Here is a 15,335-nt window from a genome sequence, read left to right as displayed (position 1 = left end):
CCGCGCGGGTCCCCCGGCCGGGTGGGGCACGTCGCCCGGCATCGCCGGGGAGCGCGGGTAGGGTGACCGACCGTGTCATCGGAACCGTCTTCGGACGCTGCGGCCGACCTGGCGGCGGACGAGGCGCGCCGGCTCAAGCTGTACGCCTACCTGGACGCGCGCGAGCACCGGCGCACCTATCTGTGGATCATGCGGCTGTTCGCGTCGACGTTGCTCGCGGACCTGTCCGCGGGTGAGGTGTCGGCCGCGCTGTCCCCTGCCGAGCGCCGCGGCGACATCGCGACCGGGGAGTCGCGGGTCGAGAACGTGATCACCCGGCTCAAGCAGCTCGTCGAGTGGGGGAACCTGGTCGCGGGCCGACGGGAAGTCGTCGCCTCCTCCATCGCCGAGTTCCAGCACGGCAGCGTGCGGTACCAGGTCAGCAAGCTGGGTGTCCGCGTCCAGCGCGACGTCGACGAGCTGCTGCGCACCACCGAGGGCGCCCGCGAGGTCTCCCGCGAGCTGCTGCCCGCCATCGCCGCGGGCCTCGACGAGCTCCTGGTCCGCCTCTCCCGCGCCGCCCACGAGCACGCGCGCGATCCCGGCTCCGACACCGCCCAGAAAGCCGTCGAGCGGATGGCCGAGCAGGTCACGACGTTGTTCCTGCAGCACGGCGAGCTGGCCGCGACGGTCCGCGACTTCTACGCCTACCTCGGCCAGGTCGTCACCCGCTACCAGATGGCCTCCGCCGAGATCTCCGGCTTCCGCAACCTGCTCGTCGAGTACATCCAGATGGTGGTCGAGGACGTGCTGCGCTACACGCCCGCCATCGCCGAGATCCTCACCCGCGACGAGTTCGCCGGGGCCACCCGCCACCTGCTGCGCCTGCTCACCCCGTCCGGCTCGCTGGGCCGGGACGTCGAGCGCGCCCGCGGTCGCGCCGCCGCCGACTGGCGGGAGCTGACCGACTGGTTCGTCGACCGGCCCGGCCGCCCGTCGCAGGTCACGGCGCTGCGCGAAGCCACGGCCCGGGCCATCGGCACGCTGCTGGCCACCGTCAAGCGCGCCACCTCCGGCGGCGGGCCGGAACCAGGGCGCCGGGCGGAGCTCCTCCAGCTCGCCGCGTGGTTCGACGAGTCCACCCCCGACCAGGCGCACACGCTGGCCGCCGCCGCGTTCGGGTTGCACTCGGCCCGCCACATCGCCCCCGCGCCCGAGCACGACGGCGACGACGAGCAGACCCCGTGGGCCGACGGGCCGGTCGTCGACGTGCTGGTCACCGTGCGCGGCCGGGGCGAGCGCACCCGCGGCCGCACGTCCCGCATCCTCGACAACCCGCTCGGCCGCGAGCAGCTGCTCGCCGAGGCCCGCAACGCCGACGCCCGGCACACGGCCGCCGTCGCCGAACTGGCCGTGCTGGCGGAGGAGGCAGGCGGACGGCTCGACCAGGTGACCCTGTCCGCCGACGCGCTGGGCACCCTGTGCGGCCTGCTCACCGACGCGATGGCCCAGCGCGAACGCGCCTCCGACCCGGGCGAGGCCATCGACCCCGTCGGCGGCCTGACGCTGAAACTGCGGCCCGAGAAGGGCGGGACGGCCGTCATCCACACCGACGGCGGCGTGCTCGAACTGCAGAACACCGCCGTCGAGTTCAGCACGGGCATCACATGAACACCGAGGTACTCGAGCGGCTCAGTGAGATCGACCAGGCCGACGCGGTGCGGTGCGCCCGCGTCCTCCTGCGTCGCCCGCTGCTGCGCACCGGCGGCCCGGAGAGCGAGCTGCTGCCGCTGATCTACCGCCACCGCGCGGTCCTGTCCGAACTCTTCGCGGGTGTCCTCGGCTACCGGCTCGTCGTGGAGCGCCGGTTCGCCCGCCTCTACAAGTCCGGCCCCGGCCACGACGCGACCCGCGGCGAGGCCACGCTCACCCCGCGCGGCTACGCCTACCTGGCCCTCACCCTCGCCTCCCTCACCGGTGTCGGGCAGCAGACGCTCCTGTCCCGCCTGGTCACCGACATCCGCTCGGCCGCGGCGGACGCCGGCATCGAGGTGTCCGACGACCTCGGCGAGCTGCGCGCGATCGCGTCCGCGCTGCGCCACCTCGTGTCGCTCGGCGTGCTCACCGAGACCGAGGGCACGGTCACCGGCGAGGACGAAGCGCTCCTCACGATCGACACGACGCTGCTCGGCCAGCTCGTCGCGGGCCCGCTGGGTGTCGCGACCACGCCGACCGAGCTGATCACGCTCGCCGCCCGCCCCGGTCCTCGCGGGATCGAGCACGCGCTGCGCCGCAGGCTCGTCGAGAACCCGGTCACCCACTACGCCGACCTCACCGACGACGAGGCCGCCTGGCTGCGCAAACGCGCGCGTCAGGAGTCGCGGCTGATCGAGCGGTGCTTCGGGCTGGTCGCCGAGGTCCGCCGCGAGGGCATCGCGGTCACCGACCCCGAGGACTACCTGACCGACGTGTCCTTCCCCGGCCAGTCGACGGTCGCGCGGGTGGCGCTGCTCGCGTTGCCGGACCTGCTGTCGTCCGGTGAGGTGCGGGATGGTTGGGTGGCGGTACCGGTCGAGCGCGTCACGACGGTCTGTGACGAGCTGGTCGACGCCTACCCCGCCGCCTGGTCGAAGCTGATGGTGGCGAGCATCCCGAAGCTGGTCGACGACGTCCTGCACCTGCTGCTGTCACTGGGGTTGGCGAAACCGGCGGACGACACGGGCGGTGCCTGGCTGCTCAGCCCGGCGGCGCACCGGTGGGCGCCGGAGCCGGACGGGGCACCGAAGCAGGACGAGGAGCCCGTGCCGGAACCAGAACCTGGCTGGTCATTGTTTGATCATGAGGGGAAGACTCGATGACCGCACCTCAGGGGAACGTGACGCAAATCAGCCACGAGAACGTGACCAAAACCGCGGGCCCGCTTCCCGACGCGACCAACACTTTCAAATCCGGGGAGGCGGGCTGCACCCGCTGGAAGCTGCACCGCGGCGGCATCGTCAACGTCTGGCAGTACGCGGTCGAGGAGTTCGACCTCTCCGGCGGCCGCGCGATCTTCCAGGGCACCAACGGTTCCGGCAAGTCCCGCACGCTCGAGCTGCTGCTGCCGCTGTGCCTCGACGGCGACCTGCGCCAGATCGGCTCCAAGGGCTACGACACGGTCAGCATGCGGCGACTCATGCTCGACGACTACACCGGCGGCCCCAACCGCATCGGGTACGCGTGGATCGAGCTGCGCCGGGAGGTGACCGGTCCTGCCGGTGTCACGGAGGAGTTCCTGACCTCCGGCATCGGCATCAAGGCGTCCGCCAACTCGCAGCAGATCGGCGACTCGTGGCGGTTCGTCACCGACCGGCGCGTCGGCAACGACGCCGACGACTTCCAGCTGGTCTTCGACGGCACCCCGGTCGGCCCGACCCAGCTGCGCGACCTGCTCGGCGCCGACTGCCTGCACGACGAGGAACCGTTCCGCGCGAAGATCGCCGAGCTGGTGTACGGCATCCCGGCCGTCCGGTACGCCGATCTCCTGCACCTGCAACGGACCCTGCGCAACCCGGACGTCGGGCTGAAGGTCCTCGAAGGGCAGCTGGAGCAGATCCTGTCCGACTCGCTGCCGCCGCTGGACCCGGCCGTGGTCGAGCAGCTGGCGCGGTCGTTCGAGGACCTGGAGTCCATCCGCGACAACATCCGCACGCTGGGCGCGGCCGACACCGCCTTGCAGCGCTTCCTGTCCAGCTACGCGGGTTACGCGTACAGCTCGCTGCGGTCGGCGGGCAAGCGCGGCGTCGACGCGAGCAAGGAGCTTTCCGCCGCACGCAACGAGATCACGAAGCTCGTGGTGCGGCTGCGGGACGAGGAGGCGTCGGCCGAGAAGGCCGAGGTCGCGGTCGCGCAGCTGGAGGAGCAGGAGCTGACGCTCGAGTCGAAGATCGACTCGCTGAAGAGCAGCCCCGCCTACGACAGCGTCCGGGACCTGGCCGACCGCAAGCGGGTCGTGTCCTCGGCGCGGCAGGCGGCGGTGAGCGCGCTCAAGCAGCTGCGCACCCAGCGCGAGCACACCGAGCAGCTCGTCGACTCGGTCGTGTCCGAGCTGGCCCGGTTCGTCGACGACACCAACCAGGCCGCCGAGCTGTCCGACTCGGTGCGGTCCCGGATGCGGGAGGCCGGGCTGGACCCGCGCCTGTGCCCGCAGGTCCCGGCGGTGCCGGAGGCGGCGGCGACGGAGGTGCACGAGTTCGTGCGCCTGTCGCTGGACCCCGAGGCGGAGCCCGAGGAGGCGACCCGCCGCACCCCGCCGGACCTGCAGCCGCACTCGCTGCGTGCCGCGCTGGAGGGTGCGGGCGCGCAGGCCGCGGAGGCGGTGGCGGCGCTGCGGGAGCGGTGCGCGGTCACGCTGACGCTGCTGGAACGGGCCCGTGAGCTGGACTCCGAGCGGTCCGAGGTGGAGCGGCTGCAGCGGGAGGCCCGCGAGGCGCAGCTGGAGGCGACCGAGTCGGTCGGGCGGCGCAACGAGGCCGCGCAACGGCTCGAGGACGTGGCGGCGACCTGGCACGCGGCGGTGCTGCAGTGGTCGTCGGCCGGTCCCCTCGCCACGCTCGAGCGTGCGGAGGAGCTGGTGCCGCCCGCGTTCGCCGAGCTGGCGGCCGACGTGGACGCGGCCCGTGGCGCGACCGAGCGGGCGGCGGCGTGGCTGCGCGGGCGGCTGCCGGTGCTGCACGCGGACGTGGACCGGGCGTCCCGCGGCGTCGACGACCTGGACCGGCGGATGGCCGGGGCCGAGGACGAGCTGAACGCGCTGCGGGCCGGTGTCGACCCGGAGCCCGCGCTTCCGGTGTCCGATGTGGACCGTGACCCGGCGGCGGGGGCCGCGTTCTACCGGCTCGTGGACTTCGCCCCGTCGCTGTCGGAGGACGAGCGGGCGGGCTGCGAGGCGGCGCTGGAGTCGTCCGGCCTGCTGAACGCGTGGGTGACCGCCGGCGGCACCGAACCGACGACTCGCTCCGCGAGCCCGACCGGCGCGACGTCGCGGGACCTGACGGCGATCGTCGCGGGCCCGACCGTGTCGCCGTCGTTGTCGGACGTGCTGGTCCCCGCGGTGCCGCCGGGCTCGCCGGTGTCGGCGGACCTGGTGACGCGGGTGCTGACGCGGGTCGGCCTGGACGGTGCCGGCGACCGGACCGGCGCCGGGCTGTCGATCTCCCTGGACGGCCGCTGGCGCGCGGGTGTGCTGACGGGTGCGATGACCAAGCCGGCGGCGGAGTTCGTCGGCGCTGGTGCGCGGGAGACCGCGCGCCACAAGCGGATCGGCGACCTGTCGTCGGACCTGGCGCGGCTCGCGGACGAGCGCGAGCTGGCGGTGAAGGCGCTGACGGTCGCGCAGGAGGCCGTTGCCGCATGGGAGCGGCACACCGACGAGTTCCCTGACGACCGCGAGGTGCTGGCCGCGCACGTGACGCTGCGGGCGGCGGCCGCGTCGGCGGACGACGCGAGCAGCAAGGCGTTCTCGTTGCGGGACAAGCACTCCGGCACCGGCGACCGCTACCGCGCCCGCCAGGACGCGCTGCTCACCGACGCGCGCGCGGCGGGTCTGGACGCGACGGCCGAGTCGCTGCAGCTGGCCAGGGCCTCCGCGCTGGAGGCCCGCACGACGGCAGAACAGCTGGCCACGGCGTTGACGAAGCGCTGCCTTGGCGGCGTGGACAGCCTCACCAGGTCGCTGGACAACCACGCACGGGTGGACGCGGAACTGGCCGACGTGCAGGCGGGCGCGGACCGCGCGTGCCTGGACTACCGAAACGAGCAGGCCGGGTACGAGGAGCGCGTCCGCGCCATCGGCGGCGCGGCCGAGCAGCTGGAACGCGAGCTGTCGGCGGCCGAGGAGGAGCGCGCGTCGGTGCGCACGCGCCTGCCGGAGATCCGCCAGGAGGCGACGGCCGCGCGGGTGAAGGCGGGCAAGACACAGACGCAGATCGACACGAAGCAGTCGAAGGTCGCGGAGCTGGCCGAACGGGAAACCGCTCTCCAGCAACGCTTCCGCGACGCGCTGGCAGCGGACGGCGTGTGGTCCGCCGCGGTTTCCGAGGACATGCCGGCGGACCTGGCGGAGGCGTTCCAGGTCCTGACGGCGCACCCGCGCGACGGAGTCAGCGAGGACACCGTCCTTGGCAACCTGCAGACCCTCCAGTCGACGCTCGCGGGCAGCCACGACGTGATCGCCCAGCGGTCGGCCGACATCCTGACGGTCACGGTGACCGGTGCACAGGGCCCGCAGCCGGTGGCGGTGGCGGCCCGCGAGGTGGCGGAACGCCTGACCGCGCAACGGGATCTGTTGTCGGAGGAGTACCAGCAGATCTTCGACGCGTTCATGCTGCGCGACCTGGCCGACAAGCTCGCCACCCAGATCGAGGTCGCGGACGACCTGTGCCGCCGCATGAACAAGACCCTCGACGTGGCCCGGTCGAGCCAGGGCGTGCACGTACAGCTGGACTGGCAGCCGGCCCCGGACCTGGACGACGACATGCGCCAGGCCATGCACCTGATCCGCACCCCGTTCGCGAAACGCGGCGATGGCCAGGACGAGGCACTGCGCACCGCGCTGACCGAACGCATCACCGCGGAACGCGACGGCCACTCCGGCGACTACGCGGAGGTCCTCGCCAGGGCGCTGGACTACCGCACGTGGTACCGCTTCACGGTGCGGGTCAAGGACCTGGGCCCGGACGGCAGCCCGCGCACCCGCCGCATGCGCCAGCTGTCCTCGGGTGAGACCCGCCTGATCTCGTACGTGACCCTGTTCGCGGCCGCGTCGGCGTTCTACGACGCGGTCAGCACCGCGGCCGACCAGCCCCCGGTACGCCTGGTGCTGCTGGACGAGGCGTTCGAACGCCTTGACGAGCCGACCATCGCCAGGATGCTCGGCCTGCTGGTGGACCTGGACATGGACTGGATCATCACGTGGCCCAGCGGCTGGGGCCTGTCGGAGAAGATCCCGCGCATGCACATCTACGACGTCCTGCGCCCCAAGGGCGGCAGCGGCATCGCGTGCACCCACGCCATCTGGACCGGCAAGTCCCTGACCGACGACCCGAGATGAACGAGCAGCTCCGCCCCGCGGCGTGAGCTTCAGACACCACCCCCGAAGCTGCCTGCCATCACTGACTGACAGGCAGCCGGATCGGCCCCGTAGGGTCGTCGACCCTGCCGACAGTCGCGGTCATCCGGTCCAGGTGCAGTGCCTGGATGGCGCCCAGGGCGACGAACCCGAGCACGACCGCCACCAGCGGAGTCGCCGACGCGACGGAGTAGGTCTCCCCGGTCAGGTCCGCGTTCGCGGTGAACAGCAGCATCGGTGTGGTGACGTTCTCCGGTGACTGCGCCGTGAGCAGGCCCCAGAACAGGTCCTGTGCGTTGAGGAACGCGGTCACCACGAAGAGGAGCACCGCGGGCGGCAGCGTGGGCAGCACGACCGTGCGGAAGAACGAACCGGCCACGGGGGCGCCTGCCGCCGTCTGCTGCTGCCAGCGTTCCGCCTGCCCCCGGCACAGCACGGCCAGTACCAGCAGCGACACCAGGCTGACGAGAATCGGCGGGAACACGGAGCCGTCGAGCTTTCCCTCGTCCCGCAGCGACTTGAAGAACTCGATGCCCAGCGGCGCCACCCCGACGAACAGCCACGGCGCGAACGGCATCAGCAGCCATTCGCTGTGCCTGCCCAGCGGCCGCAGCCCGCTGACCCCGAGGGCACCGAAGTAGGCAACCCCCACCGACACGAGCGCGGCGAGGAGCGCGGGCGGCCACGTGCGGCCATCCGCCCCGGCCGGTCCCTCCGGCTCCGGCCCGCCCAGCGCGTCGAACCAGGGCGCCATCGTGATCCAGGCGACGACGAGCACCGCGACCAACGCCAGCACGGCCACCACGATCGCACCGGCGTTCACCGGCGCCCCCGAACCAGAAGACCGCCACGGCCGCACACTGACCCGCAACCTGGTGAGGATGACGACGAGCACCGCGACGATCCCGAGCACGGCCAGGAACAGGAGCAGCAACGTGGCCACGGCGGCGCCCGCGCCGATTCGCCCGTTGGCGAACGCGGTCGTGAACATCATCCCGGCCGGCGTCATCGTGGCGTCCGCCGGCCCGAACCCGGTCATCGCGAACGGCACCGTGAACTGCTGCAGCCCGACCGCCAGCAGCCCCAGCACGACCAGCCCCGCGATGGTGAACAGCGTCGGGAAGAGCTTGCGCCGGGCGCGGAAGGCGGGCAGGAAGACCATCACCCCCACGGCGCACACCACCCCGAACGTCATGAACGCCAGACTCGACCACACGACGCCACCGGCCAGGTCGGGATCGGCCAGCAGCTCGGGTTCCTCCCGAAGCGCCCGCTGCCAGGCGATGGCCAACGCCACCGGCGAGAACACCACGATCGCCAGCGACAGCACCACCCGCGCGGTCACCCGGGCCCAGCCGCCTGCCCACTCGAAGGCAGCCGCAAGCAGCGGCGCGATGACGACAGCGACGACGATCGGCAGCAACACGAGCGACACCGCGAACCCCAGCGCCGACCAGAACCCGCCCTCCACCACGGCGTCGAAGTTGTCGAACCCGACGTACTCCGCCTCACCCCTGGCGAGAAACGACTCGGCCCGCATGCTGGTCCCCACGGTCCGCCCCGTCGGCACGACGAGCGTGATGATGGTGAGCACGGCCGCGGGCAGGAGCAGCAGCACCCCCACCACCTTGGCGACCACACCGCCGTCCGCCCCCCGCGGCGACTGCTGGACAAGCACCTGTGGCTGCATCGCGCTGCTCCCTCTGTCCCGGACTGCCAACCCGCTGACGCGGCACCCGCTCCCCCGGTTCCCCACACCGTGGCACGGCAGGAACATTCCGGCGACCGGCGGGCACCGGCCGGGATCCGCTCAGGCGGGAGAGCTAGGCGGGCGAACTGGCCGCCGTCGCCGGGCGGCGGGCCGCCCGGTACAGGTCACGCATGAGCACGACCTCCGCGCCGTAGTGGATGACCTCGCGGTTCATGTGGAGGATGAGCGTGGTGAAGGCGTCCTCGTCCGCCGGCTGGTGGGCGCGCACGCCACGCCGCCAGTGCTCGTAGTGGGTCGCCAGTGCGCGCAGCGCCTCCGCCGCGGTGCGGGGCCAGCGGACGGACTCGACCGTCAGCGAGCCGTCACCGAACAGCGCGCTGGCTCTGATGCCCAGCGTCTGTATGCCCATGTGCGCAAGGCGCCAGGCGATCGTCGTGACCGGAGCCGGCTCGGGCGTCGGCCACTCCCAGTCCATCGACCACGTGTCGTCCTCACGCCTGCGCACGGACCAGCAACCCGGGACCGGCTCCCAGAAGTACTCCTCGTCCGTGAGCCCGCGCAGGCGCGGCCACAGGTTGTGATCCCAGTAGAACTCCAGCTGCGCCAACAGCTCTTCACGGTCGCTCACGGCGCAGACGGTAGTACCACTCGGACTTCAGCTCCACCATCGGTCGCGTTCTCGAGTGTCAGTTCGGCCGACAGGACGCGTGCCTGCGCCAACGCGATGGTCAGTCCGAGCCCGTGACCGTCGGACCGGTTGGGGTCGGCGGTGCGGAAACGGCTCGGTCCCTCCTCGAGGATCTCCTGCGGGAAACCCGGGCCGTGGTCGCGGACGACGAGCGTGGTGCCGGTGACCACCACCGACACCGGCGGCGCGCCGTGCCGTTCCGCGTTGTCGATCAGGTTCACCAGCACCCGTTCCAGCCTGCGGGGATCGGTGCGGACCGTCTCCGCGCCGGTGACGACGGCCGACGGCACCCGGCGGGACACGAACTCGCCCAGCGGCACGTCCACCAGCTCCGCCCGTTCGGTCGCCGCGTCGAGCCGGGCCACCTCCAGGATGTCCTCCACCAGCGACCGCAGCACCGTCACCCGGTCCCGCACCAGCTCAGCGGGCCGCGACGGGGGCAGCAGCTCCGCCGCCGTCACCAGCCCCGTCACCGGTGTGCGCAGCTCGTGCGCGATGTCGGCCGTCACGCGCTGCTCGGCCACCAGCCGGGCCCGCAGCGCCGCCGCCATCGCGTCGACGGCCTGTGCCAGCTCGGTCGTCTCGTCCCGGGGGCGGGCACCGATCTCAGCGCTGACCGACAAGCCGACCGACAGCATGGCGTCGCCCTCGGCCACCCGGCGCGCCACGACCGCGGCGTGCCGCAGCCTGCGCGACAGCCGTCCACCGAGGACGATGCCGAGCACGGTGGCCAGCACCAGCACCGCGGCCGACCCCAGAATCAGCACGTTGTCCAGCTGCTTCGACGCCTCGTCGCGGTCGGCGTAGGTGCTGCGCAGCGACAGGACGTGCCCGTTCGTCTCGGCCGCCGCCCAGATCCACGTCCCGGCCGTCGTCCGCTCCAGGTAGGTCGCGCGGCGGCCGCCGACGACCGCGTCGAGCAGCTCGCGGGGCACGTCGGCCGCGTCGAGCCGGGCGCCGAGCGCCGCGCGGCCGGTCAGCCCGTAGTCGCGGACGACGAGCTGGATCCGCTCGTCCTGCACCCGCCGCGCGTCGGCGAGCTGCACCCGGCTGAACTCCGACCGCACCAGCAGCGACAGCGCCACCGCGAGCGCCACGCTGACGAGCGCGATCACCGCGGACAGCCGCCACCGCAGCGACTGCGGGAAGACCCTCATGCCCCGTTCTTCAGCTTGTACCCGAAGCCCCGCACGGTCTCGATCAGGTCCTGGCCGATCTTCGCGCGCAGCCGCTGCACGTGGACGTCCACGACGCGCGAGTCACCGCCCCACTGGTAGTCCCACACCTGTTCCAGCAGCACGTCCCTGGTCAGCACGGTGCCCGGCGAGTCGACGAAGCACAGCAGCAGCCGCAGCTCGGTCGGGGTCAGCTCCACCGGCTGCCCCTTCAGCCGCACCTCGAGCGCGTCGCGGTCGACCTCCAGCTCACCGAAGGTGTTCCCGGCCGCCGCGGGCGCGGCCGCGCGGCTCATCCTCCGCACCACGGCACGGATCCGCGCCACCAGCACGGTGCTGTCGAACGGTTTCGTCACGTAGTCGTCCGCGCCCGCCTCCAGGCCCAGCACGACGTCGACCGGGTCCGCCCTGGCCGACATCATGATCACCGGGGTGGGGCTCTCCTCGCGGATCTGGCGGCACAGGGAGACCCCGTTCATGCCGGGCAGCATGATGTCGAGCAGCGCGACGTCGGGCGGCCGCTCCCGGAACGCGGCCAGCCCGGTGAGCCCGTCGGCGGCCGCCTCGACCGTGAACCCGTTGCGCTCCAACGCGAGCTGCGTCGCCTCCCGGATGACGTCGTCGTCCTCGACCAGCAGAACTCTCACCTCGGCACCTCGACGAGTTTCGTCCCGTTCCACCGGTACAGCACCAACGACTGGTCCGACGGGCAGCACGGGTCGTCCCGCTCGGCCCACGTGCTGCGGATCAGCACCAGCTCGTTGTGCTCGCCGGTGTACGGCACGAGGTCGATGGCCGCGCCCTCGACACCGAGCAGCCGCGCAGGCGGTTCCGTGGCGAGGTCGTACACGTAGGCCGCATACCCCGAGTAGTACCTGGCCGCGCCGGGCTCGCCAGGCAGGCCCTGCTTGGCGAACATGCCGTCGGGGCAGTTGAGCAGCAGGACGACCAGCTCGGCCTCGCCGTCGCCGGTGAGGTCCACGTACCGGTCGTCGGCGGGGTACTGGCCGCCGTCGCACGGCAGCAGGCTGTTCTTGATCTTGGGGTTGACCTGCGGATCCGCCCGCAGGATCGCGATCGGGTCGGCGGAGTTGGGGGTGCCGCTGGGCAGCGTCGGCGCCGACGGCGGCGGGCTGACCTGGCTCGCACGGCCCGCGATCTCGACGCCGCCGCCCTGCTCGGCGCAGCCCGCGGCGCAGAGCAGCGCGAGACCGCACAGCACTGCCACCGGCCGCCGCATCCCGTTCTCCCTTCCGCGCATGAGCCTGAGCACAGGAGACCACGCCCGAGGTGACCCGGCCACACGGGTCCGGCGGGCTGTTACGTGGCCGCGCACGGGTCGCCGGGTGGCTGTTACAGAACCGAGGGACGGTGGGCGCAATCCGTCCATAACGTCGAGATCATGCTGGTGTGGGCAGGGAGGGCGCTGGTGGCGCTGGTGTCGGCGGCGGTGCTGGCCACCATCGGGTTCGGCTGGTACACCTACCGCACGGCCGAGGGTGACGTGGTCCGCGACGACGTGATCACGGCCGCCGACCCGGCGGACCCGCCTTCGGCGCGGGACCTCCCCCGCACGGAGCAGACCATCCTGCTGGTGGGCCTCGACTCCCGCTCCGACACGCAGGGCAACCCGCTGCCCCAGGACGTGCTGGACGAGCTCCGCGCCGGCGAGGCGAGCGGCGAGCAGAACACCGACACCATGATGGTGGTCCACCTCCCGGCCGACCCGGAGAAGAAGGCGTTCGCGGTGTCGCTCCCCCGCGATTCCTATGTGGACATCGCGGGCGGGTTCGGCACGCACAAGCTGAACTCCGCCTACGCACGCGGCAAGAACGCCGCCGCGTCCCGCCTCCGCGGCGAGGGCGCCGACGACGCCGCCGTCGAACGCGAGTCGACCACCGAGGGCAGGCGCACCCTGATCGCCACGGTGTCCGCACTGACCGGCCTGCGCATCGACCACTACGCGGAGATCAACCTGTTCGGGTTCAGCGAGATCACGAAGGCCGTAGGCGGCGTGCCGGTGTGCCTGAACGAACCGGTGGACGACTCGTACTCGGGTGCCGTGTTCCCCGCCGGGCAGCAGACGCTGCAGGGCGTGGACGCGCTGAAGTTCGTGCGGCAGCGCCACGGCCTGCAGAACGGCGACCTGGACCGCGTGCGCAGGCAGCAGGCGTTCCTGGCGGGCGTGGCGAACCAGCTGTTCAGCTCCGGCACGCTGACGTCGCCCACCAGGATCAGCGCGCTGGTCGACGCACTGACGAAGTCGGTGGTGCTGGACAAGAACTGGGACCTGATGTCGTTCGCGGCCCAGGTCTCCACCCTCACCGGCGACCACATCGAGTTCTCCACCATCCCCACCGGCAGCATCGACCTCCAGACCCCGTCGGACGGCAGCGCGGTGGAGGTCGACCCGGAGCAGGTGCGGGCGTACGTGCGGACTGTGCTGACCGGTCCCCCGCCGAGCAGCCAGACGTCCCCGGCGGGCACCGGCGAGGTGGTCGTGCGGAAGCTCGCCCAGGAATCCCCCGACCAGCCCATCACGGCGGGCGGAATCCCCTGCGTGAACTGAAAACCGCAGATGAGCGGCCCGGCAGCCCCAGGAACCACCTGACAAAAACAGGACAACCTGCCCCACACCCGTTCCGGGTTCCCGCGAGCACCCGGGATTTTCGTTGTCAGCAGGTACTATCAGTGCAGAATGGTGAAGATCGGGGAGGGCACATGGCAAGTCTCACGGAGGCTGATCTCGGCTCGCAACTGGTCGATCTGACCACGGTCCCCCTGGCCGAACTGCGCGATCTCACCACATCAGAGCTGGTCGCGGCCCTGGAGCGCACGTACGCCGCCGCAGAGCACAACACAGGCAACGAGCTGCAGGAACAGAACCAATAGGGGCAGCGCTGTCCACGCACCGACTGACCCGGGCAGGGTTCGACGAGCTGAGCGCCGGTCCGATCACCGGCGCCACCATGGCCTTCCTCGAGCAGTCGCAACACAGTCACCGCAGACTGGGCCTGCGTGCGTTGCTCGACCAATTACGAGCCAACCCCGGCGCGGTCGGAAAACTGGTCGACCCCGAGGTGGCCTGGCGCACGCTCGCTGACGCCGAACAGCGAGATCCCGGTGCGCTCGCGGACATCCTGCTCTACCCGGCGGTCGGCGTCTGGCTCACTCGTGCACTGCACTACACGAGGCCGGCATCGACGGGGCCGTGGCGGGAACTCGGCTACCTCAACAACGTGGCCGCCGCGGCCGCGGTCCGCTGCGGGGTGCCGTGCGTCATCCGAGTGCCGGTGTGGCACGGTGCCGTGTCGCTGCCGACCGTCGGGCACGTCCGCCTTCCCGGCACGTTCCCGATCGGCTCGGTCGAGGTGCACAGCGCAGGGCGGGAGTCGCGAATCCAGGTCGGCACAGCGATGTCCATCCCGCTCGACGGCACGAACACGGCCTTCGCCGCGGCCTGCGAACACACGTGCACGAGCCACGGTCACACACTGCGGGCGCGGCTCGACGACCAGGACCCGTACCACGGCTTCGGTGAGCCACGCCCACCCGCCGACCTCGCCGACTCCGACGCCGCCGAATGGCGCAAGGTCCTGGACGAGGCGTGGGACGTGCTCGCGCTCAACCACCCGGCCTACGCACAGGAGCTGGCCGCCGGGCTACGCGGGCTCGTGCCGATCGAACCGGACACCGACACCGTCGGTGCCTCCTCGCCCGCCGCGTTCGGTGGGATCCGTCTGTCCGCCAACGGTTCCGCGACCGAGTTCGCCGAGGCGATGGTGCACGAGATGCAGCACTCGAAGCTGAACGCGTTGCTGGGCCTCGTACAGCTCACCCAGGACGACAACGTGCGGCGTCACCTCGCACCCTGGCGGGACGACCCGCGCCCGTTGATCGGTGTCGTGCACGGTATCTACGCGTTCACGTGCGGTGTGGAGTTCTGGGTGCGGCACGGGGTCCTCGCGGACGGCACCGAGACGCGGCGCATCGACTTCGACATCGCGTACCGGCGTCTGCAGGTGCGGCGTGCGGTGCACACGCTGACCTCGTCGGACCGCCTCACACCGGCGGGCATGGCACTGGTCGACGCGGTGTCGAAGCGTCTCACCAGGTGTGAACAGGCTCCGGTCGACCCGGCGCTGTCCCACATCGTCACCACCCTGGTCGACGATCACCGTGCCCTGTGGCGGTTGCGCCACGCACGACCGGACACCGAGACCGTCGCGGCGCTCACCGCGGCATGGCTGGACGGCGCCGCCCCGCCATCCGATCTTCCCTGGCAGAGCCACATCGTGGCCGAGGACGAGCGGCGGCTGCCCGCCAACCGACGGAACCTGTTGCGTGCCAAGGCGATCGAGCCGGAGACATTCGCCGCGCTCGCCCGCAGGCCCGCGTCGCTGTCGGGCACCACGCCGCGCGCGGATGCCGCGTTGTGTACCGGTGATGCCGAGAACGCGGCCCAGGACTACCGCGAGAGGCTCCGGATCGATCCCGACGACACCCAGGCCTGGGCAGGACTGGGGCTGGCACTGCGTGCGCAAGGCCGCGCCGCCAGGGCATTGCTGGAGCACCCGGAAGTGACGGTCGCGGTCCACCGCCGGGTGCGGGCGCTCGACGACCGGGCGCCCGACCCGGCCGCGCTGAGCACCTGGCTCAGCGCGGCGCTCTGAC

Annotated in this window: 11 protein-coding genes; 6 read left to right on the top strand and 5 right to left on the bottom strand. The window is 72.1% G+C overall.

Annotated features, from left to right (window positions below):
• Positions 1 to 72 precede the first annotated feature (72 nt).
• The 3 genes from FHR82_RS18850 to FHR82_RS18840 are packed head-to-tail and all read left to right on the top strand — an operon-like array spanning position 73 to position 7,069.
• Entirely contained in the window at positions 73 to 1,650 is a 1,578-nt protein-coding gene (locus tag FHR82_RS18850; protein WP_311771161.1) for a TIGR02677 family protein, read from the top strand.
• The gene (locus tag FHR82_RS18845; protein WP_184811777.1) at positions 1,647 to 2,837 is read left to right on the top strand and encodes a TIGR02678 family protein; all 1,191 of its coding nucleotides are present in this window, start codon (positions 1,647 to 1,649) and stop codon (positions 2,835 to 2,837) included. Before FHR82_RS18850 ends, FHR82_RS18845 begins: the two co-directional genes overlap by 4 nt.
• Positions 2,834 to 7,069: a TIGR02680 family protein gene (locus FHR82_RS18840; RefSeq protein WP_184811776.1), complete on the top strand. Its 4,236-nt coding sequence runs from the start codon at positions 2,834 to 2,836 to the stop codon at positions 7,067 to 7,069. Before FHR82_RS18845 ends, FHR82_RS18840 begins: the two co-directional genes overlap by 4 nt.
• A gap of 58 nt (positions 7,070 to 7,127) precedes the next feature.
• On the opposite strand, the gene FHR82_RS18835 is transcribed toward FHR82_RS18840, so the two are convergent.
• From FHR82_RS18835 to FHR82_RS18815, 5 genes are all read right to left on the bottom strand, one after another.
• Positions 7,128 to 8,777, bottom strand: a complete 1,650-nt coding sequence (locus tag FHR82_RS18835; protein WP_184811775.1) for an ABC transporter permease family protein — start codon at positions 8,775 to 8,777, stop codon at positions 7,128 to 7,130.
• 133 nt (positions 8,778 to 8,910) lie between these two features.
• Complete coding sequence (locus FHR82_RS18830; RefSeq protein WP_184811774.1) at positions 8,911 to 9,426, bottom strand: DinB family protein; 516 nt, start codon at positions 9,424 to 9,426, stop codon at positions 8,911 to 8,913.
• Complete coding sequence (locus FHR82_RS18825; RefSeq protein WP_184811773.1) at positions 9,423 to 10,643, bottom strand: sensor histidine kinase; 1,221 nt, start codon at positions 10,641 to 10,643, stop codon at positions 9,423 to 9,425. Before FHR82_RS18825 ends, FHR82_RS18830 begins: the two co-directional genes overlap by 4 nt.
• A complete protein-coding gene (cseB, locus tag FHR82_RS18820; protein WP_184811772.1) occupies positions 10,640 to 11,308 on the bottom strand; it encodes a two-component system response regulator CseB in 669 nt (222 codons plus the stop codon). The genes FHR82_RS18825 and cseB overlap by 4 nt, the downstream gene beginning before the upstream one ends.
• Positions 11,305 to 11,922 (bottom strand): hypothetical protein, encoded by a 618-nt coding sequence (locus FHR82_RS18815; protein ID WP_184811771.1) that lies wholly within the window; start codon positions 11,920 to 11,922, stop codon positions 11,305 to 11,307. The genes cseB and FHR82_RS18815 overlap by 4 nt, the downstream gene beginning before the upstream one ends.
• Positions 11,923 to 12,063: 141 nt before the next feature.
• Here FHR82_RS18815 and FHR82_RS18810 point away from each other — a divergent pair, with 141 nt between their 5' ends.
• From FHR82_RS18810 to FHR82_RS18800, 3 genes are all read left to right on the top strand, one after another.
• The gene (locus FHR82_RS18810; protein ID WP_184811770.1) at positions 12,064 to 13,230 is read left to right on the top strand and encodes an LCP family protein; all 1,167 of its coding nucleotides are present in this window, start codon (positions 12,064 to 12,066) and stop codon (positions 13,228 to 13,230) included.
• Between the two features lie 152 nt (positions 13,231 to 13,382).
• Entirely contained in the window at positions 13,383 to 13,553 is a 171-nt protein-coding gene (locus FHR82_RS18805; protein ID WP_184811769.1) for an FxSxx-COOH-like cyclophane-containing RiPP peptide, read from the top strand.
• A gap of 77 nt (positions 13,554 to 13,630) precedes the next feature.
• Positions 13,631 to 15,334 (top strand): HEXXH motif domain-containing protein, encoded by a 1,704-nt coding sequence (locus FHR82_RS18800; RefSeq protein ID WP_184811768.1) that lies wholly within the window; start codon positions 13,631 to 13,633, stop codon positions 15,332 to 15,334.
• Position 15,335: the final 1 nt, after the last annotated feature.

This window comes from Actinophytocola algeriensis (assembly GCF_014203735.1).
Taxonomy (GTDB): Bacteria; Actinomycetota; Actinomycetes; order Mycobacteriales; family Pseudonocardiaceae; genus Actinophytocola; species Actinophytocola algeriensis.
This window is presented reverse-complemented; position numbering and strand designations above follow the sequence as displayed.

Bases quoted from the DNA above. Each gene is read 5' to 3' on its own strand.
- FHR82_RS18845 (WP_184811777.1), top strand. From the start codon at position 1,647: ATGAACACCGAGGTACTCGAGCGGCTCAGTGAGATCGACCAGGCCGAC.
- FHR82_RS18815 (WP_184811771.1), bottom strand. From the start codon at position 11,922: ATGCGCGGAAGGGAGAACGGGATGCGGCGGCCGGTGGCAGTGCTGTGC.
- FHR82_RS18825 (WP_184811773.1), bottom strand. From the start codon at position 10,643: ATGAGGGTCTTCCCGCAGTCGCTGCGGTGGCGGCTGTCCGCGGTGATC.
- FHR82_RS18800 (WP_184811768.1), top strand. From the start codon at position 13,631: ATGGCCTTCCTCGAGCAGTCGCAACACAGTCACCGCAGACTGGGCCTG.
- FHR82_RS18805 (WP_184811769.1), top strand. From the start codon at position 13,383: ATGGCAAGTCTCACGGAGGCTGATCTCGGCTCGCAACTGGTCGATCTG.
- FHR82_RS18810 (WP_184811770.1), top strand. From the start codon at position 12,064: ATGCTGGTGTGGGCAGGGAGGGCGCTGGTGGCGCTGGTGTCGGCGGCG.
- FHR82_RS18835 (WP_184811775.1), bottom strand. From the start codon at position 8,777: ATGCAGCCACAGGTGCTTGTCCAGCAGTCGCCGCGGGGGGCGGACGGC.
- FHR82_RS18840 (WP_184811776.1), top strand. From the start codon at position 2,834: ATGACCGCACCTCAGGGGAACGTGACGCAAATCAGCCACGAGAACGTG.